Source organism: Erysipelatoclostridium sp. MSK.7.34, from assembly GCF_019041935.1.
In the GTDB taxonomy this organism is placed as follows: Bacteria; Bacillota_I; Bacilli_A; order Erysipelotrichales; family Coprobacillaceae; genus Thomasclavelia; species Thomasclavelia ramosa.
This window is the reverse complement of record NZ_JAHPYJ010000016.1, coordinates 59,739-78,640: the sequence shown is the minus strand read 5'-3', so window position 1 is coordinate 78,640 and position 18,902 is coordinate 59,739. Positions and strand designations below refer to the sequence as shown.

The 18,902-nt window shown below is 27.9% G+C and carries 14 protein-coding genes; all 14 read left to right on the top strand.

Going from position 1 to position 18,902, the window contains the following annotated elements; genetic code table 11:
• The first annotated feature begins 1,163 nt into the window (after window positions 1-1,163).
• The 14 genes from KTF99_RS11415 (at window position 1,164) to KTF99_RS11350 (ending at window position 18,895) form a co-directional block, all read left to right on the top strand.
• A complete protein-coding gene (locus tag KTF99_RS11415) occupies window positions 1,164-2,291 on the top strand; it encodes an ABC transporter ATP-binding protein (protein ID WP_003535370.1) in 1,128 nt (375 codons plus the stop codon).
• Window positions 2,292-2,295: 4 nt separating this feature from the next.
• Complete coding sequence (locus KTF99_RS11410; RefSeq protein WP_003535368.1) at window positions 2,296-3,078, top strand: ABC transporter permease; 783 nt, start codon at window positions 2,296-2,298, stop codon at window positions 3,076-3,078.
• Window position 3,079: 1 nt separating this feature from the next.
• Complete coding sequence (locus tag KTF99_RS11405) at window positions 3,080-5,236, top strand: glycosyltransferase family 2 protein (protein ID WP_003535366.1); 2,157 nt, start codon at window positions 3,080-3,082, stop codon at window positions 5,234-5,236.
• 16 nt (window positions 5,237-5,252) lie between these two features.
• A complete protein-coding gene (locus KTF99_RS11400) occupies window positions 5,253-7,235 on the top strand; it encodes a glycosyltransferase family 2 protein (RefSeq protein WP_029482033.1) in 1,983 nt (660 codons plus the stop codon).
• Between the two features lie 10 nt (window positions 7,236-7,245).
• Complete coding sequence (locus tag KTF99_RS11395; protein WP_003535364.1) at window positions 7,246-9,231, top strand: DUF2142 domain-containing protein; 1,986 nt, start codon at window positions 7,246-7,248, stop codon at window positions 9,229-9,231.
• 147 nt (window positions 9,232-9,378) lie between these two features.
• Window positions 9,379-10,098 carry a glycosyltransferase family 2 protein gene (locus tag KTF99_RS11390; protein ID WP_009010060.1) on the top strand — a complete coding sequence of 240 codons (720 nt, stop codon included), beginning with the start codon at window positions 9,379-9,381 and terminating at the stop codon, window positions 10,096-10,098.
• Window positions 10,098-10,454, top strand: a complete 357-nt coding sequence (locus tag KTF99_RS11385) for a DUF2304 domain-containing protein (RefSeq protein ID WP_003535362.1) — start codon at window positions 10,098-10,100, stop codon at window positions 10,452-10,454. Before KTF99_RS11390 ends, KTF99_RS11385 begins: the two co-directional genes overlap by 1 nt.
• The gene (locus KTF99_RS11380) at window positions 10,447-11,409 is read left to right on the top strand and encodes a glycosyltransferase family 2 protein (RefSeq protein WP_022007381.1); all 963 of its coding nucleotides are present in this window, start codon (window positions 10,447-10,449) and stop codon (window positions 11,407-11,409) included. The genes KTF99_RS11385 and KTF99_RS11380 overlap by 8 nt, the downstream gene beginning before the upstream one ends.
• 17 nt (window positions 11,410-11,426) lie before the next feature.
• Window positions 11,427-12,230 carry a glycosyltransferase gene (locus tag KTF99_RS11375; RefSeq protein WP_009010062.1) on the top strand — a complete coding sequence of 268 codons (804 nt, stop codon included), beginning with the start codon at window positions 11,427-11,429 and terminating at the stop codon, window positions 12,228-12,230.
• A gap of 1 nt (window position 12,231) precedes the next feature.
• Window positions 12,232-13,395, top strand: coding sequence for a glycosyltransferase (locus KTF99_RS11370; RefSeq protein ID WP_009010063.1), 1,164 nt, complete (start codon window positions 12,232-12,234; stop codon window positions 13,393-13,395).
• Window positions 13,396-13,404: 9 nt separating this feature from the next.
• Entirely contained in the window at window positions 13,405-14,835 is a 1,431-nt protein-coding gene (locus KTF99_RS11365; RefSeq protein ID WP_003535344.1) for a flippase, read from the top strand.
• Window positions 14,836-15,678 (top strand): dTDP-4-dehydrorhamnose reductase, encoded by an 843-nt coding sequence (rfbD, locus tag KTF99_RS11360; RefSeq protein WP_003535342.1) that lies wholly within the window; start codon window positions 14,836-14,838, stop codon window positions 15,676-15,678.
• Between the two features lie 52 nt (window positions 15,679-15,730).
• A complete protein-coding gene (locus KTF99_RS11355; protein ID WP_029482030.1) occupies window positions 15,731-17,308 on the top strand; it encodes a DUF2142 domain-containing protein in 1,578 nt (525 codons plus the stop codon).
• Window positions 17,309-17,401: 93 nt separating this feature from the next.
• The gene (locus tag KTF99_RS11350; protein ID WP_029482029.1) at window positions 17,402-18,895 is read left to right on the top strand and encodes an LTA synthase family protein; all 1,494 of its coding nucleotides are present in this window, start codon (window positions 17,402-17,404) and stop codon (window positions 18,893-18,895) included.
• Window positions 18,896-18,902 lie beyond the last annotated feature (7 nt).

Here is an 18,902-nt window from a genome sequence, read left to right as displayed (position 1 = left end):
TCATTGTATCAATTCAATCGACTTTTTTAAATACACTATTTTATTTGGCACTTACAGTACATTTGGCTATATTAAAGTTTTTTACATAATAGATTTTATAATTTTCTTCATCGACTATAGTAAAAATTTATAACTGTTCTAATCATATCTCCTCTATATGAATTTATATTTAGCTTTCATTGTAATAGTGTGACATCAACCTTTTAACTTTTTATGATTAGCCTTAAATTCTATGTTAGACAAATCTAAAGAAGATCTATGGTATCCATAATTTTGGTATTCTGAGAACCATTATTCATTTTATAGTAGTGTATTGATTCTTAACACTGGAAATATTTAGAATAATCTTTGATGGGTAATAACAATACGATTTATTTACAATTTTTACCTTTTTCTTTGGTTGTCGTGTTTTCATGTATGAACTACAGTATGTAATTTTCTTATGTACTCATTCTTTGTCTTAAGACTTAATATTTCTTCATTTTTTTGTTAGATAATTGAACTTTTGTTATTTGGATATACAGCTTTCATTTCTTTTTTTCGGTAGCTGATTTCCTTTTTTTCTACTATATTATAGCTTTTTTATAAGAGTTTATCCAAGAATGCAACAATCGATCATATTTAATGGTAGTACTCGTGACTATATTAGTAATTTACGCTTAGATGTGACCAATACTAATTTTTAATACGTTTTTACAATAAAAAATAGCTATAACATCTAAACAATTTCAATTAATATAATGCTAAAAAGGTTGATTTTTTCTAATTGAATAGGAGTTATTATCTTTATTTTTGCCCTCCCATATCATCGCATATGCTATTTTCTATAATGAAAAAGTGGCTTACTTGTTTAGGTGGGTAAACTTTGCACTCACTTTAGAGCTCCCTTTTTTACAACTTTTAGAAATAAAATAAATAAGTTAGTGTTTAGTGTAGGTTTATGGTATTATAATCAATGAAGTAATTTATAAATTGGATTTTTATGGTAATAATTTAATTAAATTATCATTAAAAATCTTTGCTTATAAATAATTTAGCAAAAAATATGAAAGGCTGTATATATAGAGGGTATGCTTGCAAAAATTAAAAAAATGCAGTAAAATGCAGTGAATTATGAAGAGTCTAACTAAAACTATAAAAGTATATTTATAAAGGTGGATTTTATGGAAAATATAGAAAATGCAATAGAAATAAGAGATATGAGTAAAGATTTCAAGCTTATTTATGACAAACCAACAACTTTAAAGGAACGGTTAGTTTTTTGGAATAGATCAAAGCCTGAATGGCATCATGTTCTGAAAAATATAAATCTAGATATTAAGAAAGGTGATACTGTTGCTTTAGTGGGGACAAATGGAAGTGGAAAATCTACACTTTTAAAATTAATGACAAGAATATTATATCCTACAAAAGGAAAATTAGAAACTGCCGGGAAATTAACTTCGCTATTAGAACTTGGAGCGGGTTTTCATCCTGATTTTACAGGTAGAGAAAATATATATTTTAATGCATCTATTTTTGGATTGACTAAATTTGAAATAGAAAAACGAATTGATGAAATAATAGAGTTTTCTGAATTAGGAAGTTTTATTGATAATCCAGTTAGGACTTATTCGTCAGGAATGTACATGCGTTTAGCTTTTTCAGTAGCAATAAATGTTGATGCTGAAATATTATTAATAGATGAGATTTTGGCAGTTGGAGATCAACACTTTCAAGATAAGTGTTTTTCGAAGTTGAAAGAGTTGAGAGATAGTGATAAAACAATTGTTATTGTTTCTCATAGCTTAGATATGATTAAAAAATTATGTACAAGAGCGGTTTGGATTTATAACGGTGAAGTAAAGGCGGATGGAAATCCAAATATTGTAATTGATAAATATCTTGATCAAGTAGTTAAGGATCATGCCAATCAAGTTAAAGATTATGTACCAGAAACAATTAACTGTATCTTAACAATTGAAACACCAACGGAGTTTGAAGAAAAAGATAATAGCAGTAATATTGTAGTATCAGGTTGGGAAGTAAGTAATACTTTTACAACTAATGTAGATGTTTATATGGATAATAAATATATTGGTCGTGCAAGTAGGCATAAAAGAAATGATGTTCTTATGCATTATCAAGAAGCTAATGGCGGAGCAAGCATGAATGCTCAAGCAGGATGGGAAATTAATGTGCCTGTAAAGGGATTAGAGGGAAATCATATCATTTATGTAAAAGTTAGTGATGGAGATAATATAATTGCAAATAAACAAGTACAAGTAATTCTTAAGGATAAAAGTAGGTAAAATTATGAAATTAATTGAAAATTTATATCAATATAGGGAATTGTTAAAATCAAATATTAAAAAAGAAATTCGTGGTAAGTACAAAGGTTCTGTTTTAGGAGTTTTGTGGTCATTTTTAAACCCTTTGTTAATGGTAATGGTTTATTTTTTAGTCTTTCCTTTTTTGTTTAGAAATACTGTTGATAATTATTTGATATATCTTGTTATTGGGGTGATTCCTTGGAATTTTTTTACGACAACTATGAATCAAGGTATTATGACTATTAGAGTGAATGAGGGAATTATAAAAAAAGTGTACTTTCCAAGAGAAATTCTGCCTATTTCTGTTGCAACAAGTGGGCTTGTTAACTTTTTCATATCGTCAATAATAATGTTATTATTTTGTATATTTGGTGGGGTAGGTATTTCATGGCATCTAATCCTATTTCCAGTATTTGCATTAATTCAATACTTTATAACTATGGGATTGATTTTAGGTTTGAGTGCAATTAATGTGTATATTAAGGATACAGAATATATAGTACAGTTTTTTATTAATATGTTATTTTATGGAACGCCAATTTTATATGATTTGAGTACATTTAAAGACTTTCCGTCAATTTTAATGAAAATTATTAATTTAAATCCTTTTAAACATCTAATGGTTATTTACCGAGATATCTTTATGTATCACAATGTACCAAATTTAGGAGCTACAGTTTATATTGTTATATTTGCGGCTATCTGTTTTTTTGGAGGGTTAGCAATATTTAGAAAACTAGAAAAAGGGTTTGCTGAGGAGGTATAAAATGGGAGTTACAAACTTTGTTGACTCAACTAAAAAAACACCGACTTTTATTAATGATGAAATCACGGGTATAAAGGTTCAATATTTAAAAATTATACTAGCTAATTTAAAAGAAAATAATGAACTCTTTGTTTATAGTAATGATATAGAAATTGCTTATAATAAAAAAATGATATCAGATGATGGGGATATTCAAATTGAATTAGAAATTCCTAAAGATTGTAAAGAGATAAGAGTTTGTTGTTTAAGCGGTAAATGTCTGATAGATGTTTATAGATTAAAAATTTCTTATGCTTTTAAAATTAGAAGTTTATTTAAAAAGATTTTTTCTATAATAAATAGATCAATTATTGTATTTGGGCGAGGTATGAGATTTTTATGGCGTGAACATAGGATGATGATTCCTCCAACATTATGGAGAAAATATTTTATTCGTTTTTTTAGTCGAGTGAAGGAACGAGGTGAGATATTATGGAATCCGTTTATTCAAGATGATTATCATAAATGGATTCAGAAATTTGAGAAAAATAATATTGATAAAGAACAGGAATATAATCCCTTAATATCAATCCTTATACCAGTTTATAATGTTGAGAGAAAATTTTTATCAGAGTGTTTAGATTCGATTTTAAATCAAACATATCAAAATTATGAAGTATGTATAGTTGATGATTGTTCAACAAATCTGGAAACGATTAACACGTTAAAAGAATATGAAAATAAAGATACCCGTATAGTAGTTAAAACTAGGTTAATTAACGGACATATTTCAAAGGCTTCAAATGATGCACTTGAAATTGCACGTGGTGAGTTTATTTGTTTAGTTGATAATGATGATACGCTAGCACCAAATGCTTTATATGAAAATGTAGCTTTATTAAATAAACATAAAGATGCTGATTTCATTTATAGTGATGAAGACAAATTAGATTTGCGGGGTGAAAGATGTGAGCCGCACTTTAAGTCTGATTTTGCACCAGATACTTTATTAGGTATAAATTATATTTGTCATCTTGCAGTTTTGCGGACTTCATTAGTTAGAGAAGTTGGTGGTTTCACAGTTGGTCTAGAAGGAGTTCAGGACCATGATTTATTTTTACGAATAACTGAAAAAACAAAGAATATATATCACATACCAAAAATCTTATATCATTGGAGAATGATTGAGGGCTCAACATCTTTATCAGTTGATAATAAAGCTTATGCAGTGAAAAAGGGAATAGAAACTATAGAGAGTACCCTAAAAAGGCGAGGCGTAAAAGCAAATGTTAAAAGTTTAGGGAATAGTACAGTTTATGGGATTGAGTATGTATTAGATACAGAACCAAGTGTATCTATTATTGTCCCAACTAGAGATTTTGCAGATGTGACAGAAAAGTGCTTAGAATCTATTTACAAATTAACAAATTATAGTAATTTTGAAGTTGTAATTGTGGATAATAGAAGCGAAAAGCAAGAAACTATGGAATTGTTTGAAAAATATCAAATGAGATATGAAAATTTTAGAGTTATTAAAGCTGATATGGAGTTTAATTATTCTGCAATAAATAATTTAGCAGTAAATACATGCAAGTCAGATGTATTAGTACTTCTTAATAACGATACAGAAGTACTTACGCCAAACTGGTTAAAATTGATGGTATCTTATGCAATACAGAAACATATCGGAGCAGTTGGAGCAAAATTATTATATCCAGATATGACGATTCAACATGGTGGAGTTTTGCTCGGAGTAGGGAATGCGGTGGCTGCTCATGCTTTTATTAGTCATCCTAGGGATGATGAGGGAGTATATGGGCGTTTAAAAATACCTTATAATTATTCAGCTGTAACGGCAGCTTGTTTAGCAGTAGAACGAAAAAAATATATACAAGTTGGGGGACTAGATGAGACTTTAAAGGTTGCATATAATGATGTTGATTTTAATTTAAAATTACTAGATGCAGGATATTATAATTTATTTATTCCGCAAGTTGAATTAATTCATTATGAGTCAAAAAGCAGAGGACTTGATTCAACTAGTGAAAAGTATAAACAATTCTTGGCAGAGAATAATTATATGCATAAGAAGTGGGCTAAGTATATTGAATGTGATCCATATTACAATAAAAATTTAAGTAAGTTAGGTTTGTATATGTTAAATAGGAACATTGATTAGGTGGTGAGTCATAGTAATGAAGTATAGAATAGAAGAATGTGAAGTATGTGGTATTATGAATCCAACATTAGTTATACGAGGTTGGGCGGATTCAACAATTAACCATATTAAAATTAAATCACCTGATGAAATTTTAGTGAAAGAAATAAAAAAAATTAGATCTAGAATAGTATCATTTGATTATAAAATACCTTTAAAAAAACATACAGTATATAAAGTATACTTATGTAATGATGAATTAGATATTAAAGTTAAAGTTGTTCGTTCTAATTTTATAAAAAGAGTATGGCAAAAATATAAACCTAGAGGTATATTTATTAATAAGGTCTTTGGAATTATATATGATCCATTAAAGAGGGAAATAATAAAATTCAATAAGGGAACGTTAAATATGCAAAATGAGAATGAATATAATGAGTGGCTAAAAAATAACGATAGATTTGTTGAAGTGAAAAATTTTAATTATCAGCCTAAAATATCTATAGTTATGCCAGTTTATAATGTTCCTGGAAAGTACTTGAGTTATTGTATAGAATCCATTTTGAAACAAACATATCAAAATTTTGAAATTTGTATTGCTGATGACTGTTCAACTAATATTGATACAATTGAAACACTAAAAGCTTATAAAAATAAAGATAATAGGATAAAAGTTATTTTTAGAGAAGAAAATGGGCATATTTCTAGAGCAACAAATTCTGCTTTATCTTTAGCAAGTGGTGAATTTATAGGATTGATGGATAATGATGATACGTTAGATCCGCATGCATTAAATGAAGTAGTTAATATATTAAATGAGGATAAAAATATAGATTTTATATATACCGATGAAGATAAAATAGACATGGGTGGAAAAAGAAGTGATCCACATTTTAAACCTGATTTTTCGTTAGATACATTATATGGTGGGAATTATATCTGTCACTTTAGTGTTATTAGAAAAAATATAATTGAAAAAATCGGTGGTTTTCGAGTTGGGTATGAAGGTGCACAAGATTTTGATTTATTTTTGAGAGTATCAAATGAAACTGATAAAATTTATCATATACCTAAAATTCTATATCATTGGAGAATGATTCCAGGTTCAACAGCTGTAGGTGGGGATGGTGCTAAAAACTATGCTGGGGAAGCAGGAAAACGTGCATTAGAGGATTATTTTAAACAAAAAGCTATTTCGGTTAAGATAGATAATATTATTAGTACACAATACTTTGTTGAATATATTTTCGAAAATGAACCAAAAGTAGATATTCTTGTTGTTTTTGAAGGTAATAACACATCATTAAATAATTTTTTAAGATCAGTATATACTGATAATGCTTATAAAAATTTTGTTGTAAATATTATAAATAAAGATAACAAACCATTGAAAATAGATACAAATTTTAATCACAGTGTTAAGCTTTTTATTAATGAGAAAAATGTTATTGAGACAGTAAATAATATTATTCAAGCAAGTGATGGTGAATACGTAATATTTGCAAATGAGTATTGTAATTTTGAGACATATGATTGGATTAACTTGATGATTGGCTATGCAAAACAAAATGAAATAGGTGCTGTTGGTTGTAAAGTTATGGATAAAAATAAGATTGTAAGAAATGCTGGAGTTATATTAAGCGAGCAATCTTTATTTATAAATGCTTATGAATGTACTAGTAGAAATGATTATGGGAATTATGGTAGGCTATTAGTACCATATAATTATTCTATAGTAAGTAGTCATTTAATGTGTGTTTCAAAAGAAAAAATACATAATTTAGATACCGATTTTAATTTAGATTTTTCGCTATATGATTTATGTTTGAGATTGTTAGAGGATGGTTTGAGAAATGTTGTTTTACCACAAGTAGAAGTTATTAATACAGCATACAAAAGAAGTTCAGATATTGAGCAAGAGAAAATTTTTCAAAGAAAGAATAAAATGCATATAGGGAATGATAGATATTATAATGTAAACCTTTCAAAAGAAAAAGCGTTTAGATTAAAAAAAATATAAGGAGTTAGGGATGAAGTTTAAAAATATTTTGTCGCAAATATTTAATGGTTTAAAAAAAATAAGTTATCAATGGCAAATATATAGGGATAAATCTTTTGCAAGTAGTATTTTAAAATTTTTTCCTAAAAACTTTTTGCTTGTTATATTTTTAATCTGTTCATTTATAATTATATTTAATGAGTATGCAGCAAATAATAATAGTGTTATATATAGAAATAATCATTTATATTCGAGTAATGTAGGGGCTATATATAAAGAACCAATAGAATTTAGCCTAGATAGAAAAAATGTTGATCAAGATTTTGATATCTTAAGTATTAAATTTGCAACATATGATAGAATAAATGATTCAGATTATACTTTATCGGTAATGGACAAAAATAATGTAGTATATGAAACAAATTTCAATACAAAAAAATTTGGTGATAATGAGTATGAGGATTTTTATCTCAATGATACAATAGATAGTAAGCGTCTAAAAGATTATACCGTGAAAATATCACCAATTAAAACAGATACTAGTAATAATATAACTGTTTTGTGTAATGAGGAAAATGGGGATATAGCGGTAGCGTATAAGGTAAGCAAAAGTCCTTTGAACATAAGCACTTTTATAATCATTGGAATGATTATATTGTTTTTTATTTTGATGAAGATTGTTAATGAAAGAAAAATAATACATGAAAAGTTTTTGATATTAGCTTTAATTTTTATTGCGTTTGCAACTATATTAACGCCACCATATCAAGTTCCCGACGAGAGATTGCATTATTTAAGGACTCTACAATTATCTCAATATAATTTTTCAAAAACACCATCAGAAAATTTGGGAAGCAGAGAGATAATTGTACCAGACAACTTAGATGATGTTAATTATAGTAGAGCAGAAGCAACTGATGCAGTCACGGATGTTGGATTGATAGGTGATAGCATGGTAGAGGGGCGAAATATTGAAAAAAGATATAATTCAAGTATAGGTGGAAGTGCTGTAATGGTCGCTTATTTATTACCTTCTATTATTTTAAGGTTAGTTGACTGTTTTACGAACTCACCATTAGTTTTATTTTACACAGGCAGATTAGTCTGCTTAGGAATAAATTTTCTTCTCACCTACTATGCAATTAAATTAACTCCTAAGTTCAAAAATACGATGCTTATAGTTGCATTGATGCCGATGTCTATTCAATCAATGATTTCATATTCGTACGATGGATTATTAAATGCATGTATATTGCTATTTATAGCAACATGTCTAAAAATGATATATGATAAAGAAAATAAGATAAATAAAAGATATTTGTCTATTTCAGTGATAATGCTATTTATGATAATTAGTATAAAATTACCATATGCATTATTAGGAGTTTTATACTTCTTTATACCATCTTATAAGTTTAATAATAGTGTAAAAAAGACAGCAAGTATTTTTATTGTTTTATTTGCTACATATCTATCGACGTTGTTATTATCAAAGGTTATGAGTATAGGGGCGTTGACCACTTCTGTAGTTTCAAATAGTGGAAATGAACAATCAAATTTTACGTATATATTAAATAATCCATTAGAAATATTTTCAATTGCAAAAAATACTTTTAAAGAAAAAATCGTCTTTTATATCGATTCGTTAGTTGGTTATTTTGGATACTTTTCTATAAAAATGCATACAATATTTCAATATGCCTATTTAATCATGGCAGGTGGGCTAATACTGACGGAAGAAAGTAATTTTAAGAAAAAAGAAAGAATATTTTATTTTTTAATAGTGTTAACAGTTATTGCGGGAATTTTTGGTGCTCTATATTTTGCATGGTCAGGATATCAATTGTCATACGTAGAAGGAGTACAAGGAAGGTATTTTATACCATTAATTTTACCAACAATAATGATATTTTCATTTAGGAAAAAAATATTGACTATTAAGAATTCAACAATATTTTCTTTTATCGACATAATTTTACTTAATTATATAATTTTATTACTGGTTTATAATTTTTAATTACAATGCATTTATTGTTGATTTTACGGGTTAGTTTGTTACTTTCCCGTTTTTAATATAGATTGGGTTTATAATCAAGGTTTCATTTACACATTTATTTAGATTTGTTATAATGCAAAGAGATTATCACATATGAGGAGAATAATGATGGAGCAAAAGATTCTTATAATAATACCTGCCTATAATGAAGAGAAAAGCATTGCAGAGGTTTATCTGAATATTTGTAATTACAATAATGAGTTTGGAACTAATTATGATGTAATTGTGATTAATGATGGATCAACAGATGATACTAAGCATATTTGTGAAATAAATAATATACCTGTAGTTAATTTGATCCATAATCTTGGTATAGGTGGAGCAGTACAGACTGGGTATAAATATGCGCGAGATAACGGATATGATTTCGCTATTCAATTCGATGGTGATGGGCAACATGAAGTTTCGTGTATTAAGGATATTTTAGAACCATTGTATAATGATTCAGCAGATTTTGTAATTGGGTCAAGATTTATTGATAAAAGCTCTAGTGAGTTTAAGTCAAGTTTTGCTAGAAGGATAGGTATTAGAATAATTTCAAATATGATAAAGTTTATTACTGGAAAAAGAATACACGATATAACATCTGGCTTTAGAGCAGCTAATCGGCGGGTTATTTTAGACTTTGCGTTATCTTATCCGGTGGAATATCCTGAACCAATAACAAATACAGAATTACTAAAAAAGGGCGTACGAATACAAGAAATACCAGTAAAGATGCATGAGAGAGAGGCTGGAATTTCATCAATAAATTCATGGAAAAATGTATACTTCATGGTAAATATTATACTTTCGGTTTTTGTTGTCGGAATTAGGAGGTGGAAATAATGAGTTTTGGAACAGTACTTTTAGTTCTAGGAACAGGTTTATTAATATTCTTAGTAACATTACAATTATTAAGAAGGGGAAGAATACCAGTAAAATTTTCTATTTTGTGGTTTATTGTAGCAGTAATCTTGTTAGTTGTAGGGATTTTTCCAAATTTTATAGTGCTAATATCTACTAGAATAGGTTTTATATCTATGTCCAATATGCTGGTTGGAATACTTATATTTTTATTATTTGCAATGTGCATAGCTTTAACTGTGATTGTATCAGGGCAAGCAACAAAAATTACGTTACTAATTCAAGAAGTTTCAATGCTAAAGAAAAAAATAGTTAATGAGGAAAAAAATAATGGATAAAAAAGTTACAATTATAATACCTGTATACAATGCAGGTGCTAATATTGAGCATTGTATACAGAGTATTCTGAAACAAACTAGTAGAGATTTTAAAGTGCTACTAATTAATGACGGCTCAACTGACGATTCATTAATAAGAATAACTGAGTATGCTAATCGTTATCCAGATATTTTTAAAGTTTTAACTCATGAAAATATGGGAGTGGTTGAAACTAGACATCGTGGAATTAAAGAAGCTGATACTGAATACATCATGTTTATGGATAATGATGATTTTATAGATAATGATTATGTTGAAGTTCTTTTAAATGAGATTGAAAAAACTGATAGTGATATTGTAATAACGGGGTATCGTCGAGCTAACTTTGATAAAGTTTTATTTACTATTCCTGCATATGATGATGAATGGACTAAATACCGAATTACAGCACCATGGGCAAGAATATTTAGAAGAAATTTTTTAGTAGAAAATAATGTTAGGTTTTTAAAGACCTATATTGGAGAAGATACGTATTTTAATATGAATGCATATTTATATACTAATAAAATTCATGGTCTGGATTATGTTGGTTATAATTGGTATTATAACGATGAAAGTGTATCAAACGTCAAGCAACGTGGTTTAAAACCAGAATGTGATGTCCTAGTTGTTCTAAATGAGATTGATAAGCTATATAAAGAAAAAGATGAATATTTGAATTATTTTGTAACAAGACATATCATATGGTATTTATTATTTTCTGGTGTTGATGCGACACCACAAAGATTCATGGAAGAATATAAGCGTTTATTTGAATGGCTAAAGAATCAAGGATATAAACTTTCTATACCATTTTATTCTAAAAAGATAAAAAGCGAACCATTTAAAAACAGATTAATTATAAGCATATTTAACTTTTTATCTAAAATTGGATTAGTAAGTATATTTACTAAAATATATTGTAAAGGTAAATAAGATGGAGGAGAACATTTTTGAAAGAATATAATATTAATGATTTATATGTGGTTATAGTTGTGTACAATACATCCTGTCAAGATTCCATTAGCTACAATAGAGCAAAGGATAGTAGTGTAAAAATCATTGTATGTGATAATAGTACTAGTGATTATGGCAATGAAGAAATAGTAAAGAATGATGGGAATATTTATATAAATATGGGTGGTAATAATGGCTTGAGTAAAGCATATAATGCAGCTATTCAAGTAATAAACAAGGATAATCGATATATTTGTTTGTTTGATGATGATACTGATATGGGTAAGAAATATTTTGATAAAGTTCTTTCTTATATAAATATGTCAAATGCAGATATTCTCTTACCGGTAGTTAAAACAAGTACTAGAATTTTATCGCCATGTCAATTTAAGAAAAAAAGGTGTGTAGAGGTTAAAAATTTAGAAGAGCTAATTAATAAACCTATTTCAGCAATTAATAGTGGAATGGTTATAAAGAGTGAAATCTATAAAGATTATAAATATAATGAAAATATATTTTTAGATTATTTAGATCATGATTTTATGAGAGAAATGAATAGGGTTAAAAAGAATATACTCGTTATGAATGATAATGTTTTAAAACAAGATTTTTCAATGGAGTCAAATAGTCTAGAAGCTTCCTATAAGAGATTATGTATACTCAATCATGATTTAAAAGAGTATTATAAGGAAGACTATATAATGTATCTGTATCAAATATTAGCTTATAAACTGGTAATGATAAAGAAATATAAATCATTAAAATTTGTGTTGTTAAAAAAATTTAAACAGGAGGTTTGATATGAAAAAGTATATATTGGATTTGGGTACAAAGATTATTCAAAAAACTAGATATCGAAACAATATTATAGATTATAAACCTATAATAGACAATTGTGATTTTGATATAGTTGAGAATAATTATAATGGTGGAAAAAAAATAGGTATATTATTACCCCATCTTGTTAAATCTTCTGGTGGAGTTACGTCAATACTCAGATTAGGAACTAATCTATCAAAATTAGGATATCAATTAACATACATATCAATGTTTAATGATAATGAAAAGGATATGGTAGAAGCCGCAAAGTTTAATTTAAGTAATTACGAAGGTGAATGTTTGCCATTAAATAAAACGAATAAAAATGATTTTGATATTATAGTAGCGACTGAGTGGCGGACGGTATATAGAATAATGGATTTTGATGCTTATAAGATGTATTTTGTCCAAGATTTTGAACCTATATTCTTTGAGATGGGTGAACGTTATTTATTATCCAAAAAAACTTATGAGTTAGGACTTCACATTGTCAGTTTAGGTAAATGGAATGTAGATACAGTTGTTAAAAGCTGTGATGTCAAAGGTCAAATAGATTATATTGAATTTCCGTATGAGAAAACAGAGTATACTTTTGTTAAACGAAATTTTGAAAAAATAAAAGAAAAAAGAAAGATAAAAGTGGCTGTATATGTAAAAGAGGAATCCAAAAGATTACCAGTTATAATCCCTTTAATTTTAGACAATTTAAAAAAGAGTTTGAAATTGAAAGGCTTTGAATTAGAAATAAATTATTTTGGAAATGCTTTGCCTATATGTATAAATAATGGAATTGAGTGTGGAAAGTTATCAAAAAAGCAACTTCATGAATTATATTGTGAATGTGATTTTGGTATGGTGGCTTCATTAACCAATATCTCATTAGTTCCATATGAAATGATAGCAGCTGGATTACCTGTTATTGAATTTAAAGATGGGACATTTGATTATTTTTTTAGTAAAGAAACAGCAATATTATGTGATTTGAGTTATAAGCACTTAGAAAAAGAAATACTTTATTATGTTGAAAACCCTGCTGAATTAGAGGAAATGACTATTAGAGCTAATAAGAGTATTTTATCATTAAGTTGGGAAAAATCCGCCAATCAATTTGTTGAGATACTGGACCATGTAGACACAGTAGAATAGGAGAGTGAAATGAATAAGGTTATAAAAAATTATCTTTATAATTTAAGCTATCAATTATTATTAATTGTTTTACCTATTATTACAACACCATATGTTTCCCGGGTTTTAGGAGCAGAAGCAATTGGAACATATGCATATACCAATTCAATTACACAATATTTCATATTATTTGGATGTATTGGATTAAACTTATATGGTCAAAGAGAAATTGCATATCGTCAAAATAATATAGGAGAGAGAAATAGGGTTTTTTGTGAATTGGTTTTCCTTAGAACCGTTACAATTATAATTAGCTTGATTGTATTTTATATTACATTTGCTAGAGAAGGTCAATATGCATACATATTTATTATTCAAATAATGGATATTATCGCTTCCATTTTTGATGTATCATGGTTTTTTCAGGGAATGGAAGACTTTAAAAAGACAGTGTTAAGAAATTTTTTAGCTAGAATAGTATGCGTTAGTTTAATTTTCATGTTTGTAAAATCTAGTGCTGATTTACCATTATATGTATTGTTTTATTCTATTACTTTACTTTTAGGTAATATATCAATGTGGTTTTATATACCTAAATATATTAAAAGGAATGATGTGAAAAATCTGAATATTCAGAGACATATAAAGCCGGCTGTGATGTTATTTTTACCACAAATTGCGAGTTCACTATATACTTTATTAGATAAAACTATGATTGGGCTTATTACTGATAATAATTCAGAAGTTGCTTATTATGAGCAGTCACAAATTATTATTAAAACAGTCTTAACTTTATTAACATCTTTAAGTACTGCAATGATGCCAAGAATTGCTAATTTATTCGCAACGGATGATATGGAAACGGTAAAAAATTATATGACAATGTCTATAAAATTTATTTTAATGTTCTCTTTTCCATTTGTACTAGGGATCATTGGAATAGCTCCTGGTTTTGTACCATGGTTTTATGGAAATGGATTCGAAAAAGTAATTCCTAATCTTATGCTAATTTCTCCAATAATAATTTTTATTGGGTTAAGTGCAGTTACTGGGACACAATATTTATTAGCATTAGGGAGGCAGAGAGAGTATACATTTTCAATAATAGCTGCAGCAATTATTAATTTGATTTTAAATCTTATTTTGATTCCTCAGTTCAGTTCTTTAGGAGCGGCTATTGCGACAAGTTTTGCTGAACTTGTTGCATTGTTAACCCAAATATGGTTTATTAGAAAGGACTTTAATATTTTTTCTATACTAAAGCAAGGGTTTAGATACTTGGTTTTCAGTTTAATAATGTTTGTAGTTGTTTTTGGTATTTCTAATTTTTTAAGTATGTCAATTGTGAGTACATTAATTGAAATTTTTGTGGGCGGTATCATATATTTATTATTACTTATTATTGCTAAAGATACTATTTTTAATGGAGTTAGAGCTAAATTAGCAGAGAGGAGAAAATAAATGAAATTATTGGTTACAGGCGTTAAAGGTCAATTAGGACATGATATTGTCAATGAATGTAATAACAGAAATATAGAAGCAGTAGGTGTCGATGTAGAGGAAATGGATATTACAGATGCTGGAAAAGTAGCAGAAGTGATCAAGTCTGGTAATTATAATGCAGTAATTCATTGTGCTGCATGGACAGCAGTAGATAAAGCTGAGGATGAAGTAGAATTATGTACTAAAGTAAATGTTGATGGTACAAGAAACATTGCAAATATATGTAAAGAATTAGATATTCCAATGATGTATTTTTCAACTGATTATGTATTTGATGGTCAAGGTGAAACTGAATGGAAGGAATATGATGAAAGACATCCATTAAATGTATATGGTCAAACTAAATATGAAGGCGAACTTATTGTAGAAACGTTACCTAAGCACTTTATTGTAAGGATTGCTTGGGTATTTGGTATTAATGGAAATAACTTCATTAAAACAATGTTGCGACTTGGTAAAGAACGTGGTGCTGTTTGTGTTGTTGACGATCAAATCGGTTCACCAACATATACATATGATTTATCTAAATTAGTTGTTGATATGATTCAAACTGATAAATATGGAATATACCATGCTACTAATGAAGGGTTATGTTCTTGGTATGAATTTGCGTGTGAAATCTTTAAACAAGCAGGTATGAGTGTAGAAGTAACACCAGTTGATTCTAATGCTTTTCCTGCAAAAGCCAAGAGGCCAAATAACAGTAGAATGTCTAAGGCTATGCTAGATAAAAATGGATTTGGACGTTTACCAACATGGCAAGATGCATTGAGTAGATATTTAAAAGAAATTGATTATTAATAATATAAATGCTAGTATTTTAATATAATGCTAGCATTTTTAGGAGTAAATAATGAAACACGCTAAAATCCACCGTATTAATAATATGAATAAGAAATTAAGTGATAGTTTTATAAAGAACAATAAAACTATCACTATTACAATTATAATAATAACTGTATTTTTTTATTTTACTACGCTATGGTCAATAGATGGCCTAATAGGGTTTAAAATTATAGTATTAGGATGTGTCATGAGTGTTCTTTTGTTAGGGGCTAAAGAAATATTACAAAAGAATAGTAGAATTGAAAAATTATTTATAATTTGTGTAATACCGATAGGCTTGATTTATACATTATTAATTCCTCCAGGGATAGTCCCAGATGAATGGGCACATATGCAAAATGAGTTTTCTTTATCTAGTCAATTGCTAGGTAAAGAAATTGATGGGAAAGTTACAATGAGAGAATCGGAATTAAATTTTCTTTCAAAACAAGTGATTAATCCAGCCAAGGGATACTATGATTTTATTTATAATAACATAATTTCAACGGATAATAGTGCGTATATTCATACAGAAATTGACTCTTTTGGAATAACTCAATTATTTGCATATTTTCCAGCTGTTTTAGGAATTACTTTTGCGAGAATATTGCATTTTGGTGTTGTGACAACCGTTTACTTTGGGAGATTATTCAATTTTATATTTTACATACTGCTGACCTATCTATCAATAAAAAAAATACCCTTTGGGAAATTATTAATGTTCACAATCACTATGTTGCCAATGACTTGTCAACAAATGTTTAGTTTATCTTATGATACAGTAGTTAATTCATCAGCATTTATATGTATAGCGTATGGTATGTTTTTTGTATATCAAGCAAAAGAAATTCAATTTATAGATATACTAATATATGGGTTTTCTGGATTAATTCTACTAGCAAATAAAGGCTCAGCATATGCTTTTATATTAGTTATTCCTATTCTCGCAAAATACTTTAATCCTGGTGGAGATAGGATAGCCAAAAAGACAAAAATAGTTATTTTTTTAATAGTAGTGATATGCATCTTGATACTAAACTATCACTCATTTACAAATAATAATCAAGTTACTGCAATTGAATCGGTTTCTAGTGCAGGAATTGTTCCGTGGGCTGGAACGCCATCATATACGTTAAATGCAATAATTGGGGATATCCCTGCAACTTTTTCTCTATTTTTGAATACATTTCTTCAAAAAGGGATGTGGTATATCAATACTGCCATTGGAAGTGAGTTGGGTTGGCTAAATATTTTAATGCCAAATTGGATAATTAATATTTGGGGAATAATATTAATTATTAGCACATTTTCTGAAAAATCAAATAATGATGTATTTACCCACGAACATAAGATACTTTATTTTTTCATTGCTGTGACAATAATTTTAATTGTAATGCTAGCTATGGCATTAGCTTGGACACCAAATGGGTATAGTACGATTGAAGGTGTGCAAGGGAGATATTTTATACCGATTATTTTTTTATTACTAATCTGTTTTCAAAATAGTAAACTATACATGAACGAACGTGTTACTAAAGTTGTATTAATGATTATTGTTATTTTACCTATTCTTACTATAGGGAATTTAATATTACTAGTATTGTAGATTGAAATAATAGTGATTATTTCAATCTTTTTCTTTTGTTTATTATTAGAGCTAGATATGATAAAATAGAAAGGAATTATTTATGAGGTACATATGAAAAAAATAAAAACAATAGAAAAAAAGTATATAGTAGGCGTTGTTCTAATTTTTTTAGGCTGTCTAATTGTAACATCAATAATATGGGGCAATCGTACTTTTTCAGTAAAAACATTAAATCAAATTATATTTCATTTAAAAGTTCCTATGGAAGGCACAGACAATGGAATTTATTTAGACTGGTTCATTTGGGCGGTACCTATTAGTATTGTTGCAGGATCATTAATAGTTGCTCTTATTTTTAATATTCATAGATTATGTAAGCGAAATAATGAAAAAATATCTCAGTCAATAAAAAAACATTTTATCAAAGGAGGTATTTTATGTATAATAATTTCTTTAATCTTTGCAATTTATAATTATGATATATATGGCTATATTAATAACGTAGTACAGGAAACAGATATATATGAAAAATATTATGTTGATCCAAGCACTGCTAAAATTAGCTTTAATAATGGCAAGCGTAATATTATTCATTTATATTTAGAATCAGTGGAGAATACATATGCCAATACTACCTTTGGTGGTGCAGAGGAAATTAACTATATACCTGAGCTGTCACAATTAGCAAAAAATAATATTAATTTTTCTAACAATGACAACATTGGAGGAAGTAGAACTATTGATGGAACTCAATGGACTATTGCCTCTCAAGTATCGCAAAATATGGGTATTCCTTTAAAATTATCAATAAAAAGTCAAAAGTATGATAATGATACAGCTTTTTTGCCTGGTGGGTATTCATTAGGTGAAGTATTGGAAGCGAACGGATATATAAATGAATTCATGTGTGGTTCTGATGCAAACTTTGGTGGAACTTCAAATTTCTATAAACAACATGGCAATTATATAATCAGAGACTATAATAGTTTTAAGGAAAACCAAGAAATACCAGAAGATTATTTCGTTTTTTGGGGTATTGAAGATGCTAAACTATTTGAGCTTGCTAAAAAAGATATTACTAAGTTAGCGAGTGGAGAAAAACCATTTAATATGGAAATTACAACTATTGATACTCATACACCAGATGGCTATTTATGTGATCAATGTAAAAATACTCACAAAAATCAATATGCCAATGTGATTGAATGCCAGTCAAAACAAATTAATGACTTTATTAATTGGTGTAAAACGCAAGAATGGTATGAAAATACAACAATAGTGATTACTGGTGATCATAATAGCATGTCAGAAAAGTTTTTTGTGGGAATTGATACTGATTATGTTAGAACACCATATAATTGCTTTATTAACAGTGTTGTAGAACCTGTCAATAATAAGAATAGATTATTCAGCACAATTGATATGTATCCAACAATGTTAGTGGCGATGGGGGCAAGTATTGAAGGAAATAGATTGGGATTAGGAACTAATTTATTTTCTGATAAAAAAACAATAATGGAAGAGATAGGGTTTAATGAACTGAATAATGAAGTTCAAAAAACGTCTCGATTTTATGACTACACTATATTAGGATTAGAGAAGTAGGAGGGCA

Excerpts from the sequence above, each read along its gene's own strand:
- KTF99_RS11415 (WP_003535370.1), top strand. The coding sequence starts at position 1,164 with ATGGAAAATATAGAAAATGCAATAGAAATAAGAGATATGAGTAAAGAT.
- KTF99_RS11410 (WP_003535368.1), top strand. The coding sequence starts at position 2,296 with ATGAAATTAATTGAAAATTTATATCAATATAGGGAATTGTTAAAATCA.
- KTF99_RS11405 (WP_003535366.1), top strand. The coding sequence starts at position 3,080 with ATGGGAGTTACAAACTTTGTTGACTCAACTAAAAAAACACCGACTTTT.
- KTF99_RS11400 (WP_029482033.1), top strand. The coding sequence starts at position 5,253 with ATGAAGTATAGAATAGAAGAATGTGAAGTATGTGGTATTATGAATCCA.
- KTF99_RS11395 (WP_003535364.1), top strand. The coding sequence starts at position 7,246 with ATGAAGTTTAAAAATATTTTGTCGCAAATATTTAATGGTTTAAAAAAA.
- KTF99_RS11390 (WP_009010060.1), top strand. The coding sequence starts at position 9,379 with ATGGAGCAAAAGATTCTTATAATAATACCTGCCTATAATGAAGAGAAA.
- KTF99_RS11385 (WP_003535362.1), top strand. The coding sequence starts at position 10,098 with ATGAGTTTTGGAACAGTACTTTTAGTTCTAGGAACAGGTTTATTAATA.
- KTF99_RS11380 (WP_022007381.1), top strand. The coding sequence starts at position 10,447 with ATGGATAAAAAAGTTACAATTATAATACCTGTATACAATGCAGGTGCT.
- KTF99_RS11370 (WP_009010063.1), top strand. The coding sequence starts at position 12,232 with ATGAAAAAGTATATATTGGATTTGGGTACAAAGATTATTCAAAAAACT.
- KTF99_RS11365 (WP_003535344.1), top strand. The coding sequence starts at position 13,405 with ATGAATAAGGTTATAAAAAATTATCTTTATAATTTAAGCTATCAATTA.
- rfbD (WP_003535342.1), top strand. The coding sequence starts at position 14,836 with ATGAAATTATTGGTTACAGGCGTTAAAGGTCAATTAGGACATGATATT.
- KTF99_RS11355 (WP_029482030.1), top strand. The coding sequence starts at position 15,731 with ATGAAACACGCTAAAATCCACCGTATTAATAATATGAATAAGAAATTA.
- KTF99_RS11350 (WP_029482029.1), top strand. The coding sequence starts at position 17,402 with ATGAAAAAAATAAAAACAATAGAAAAAAAGTATATAGTAGGCGTTGTT.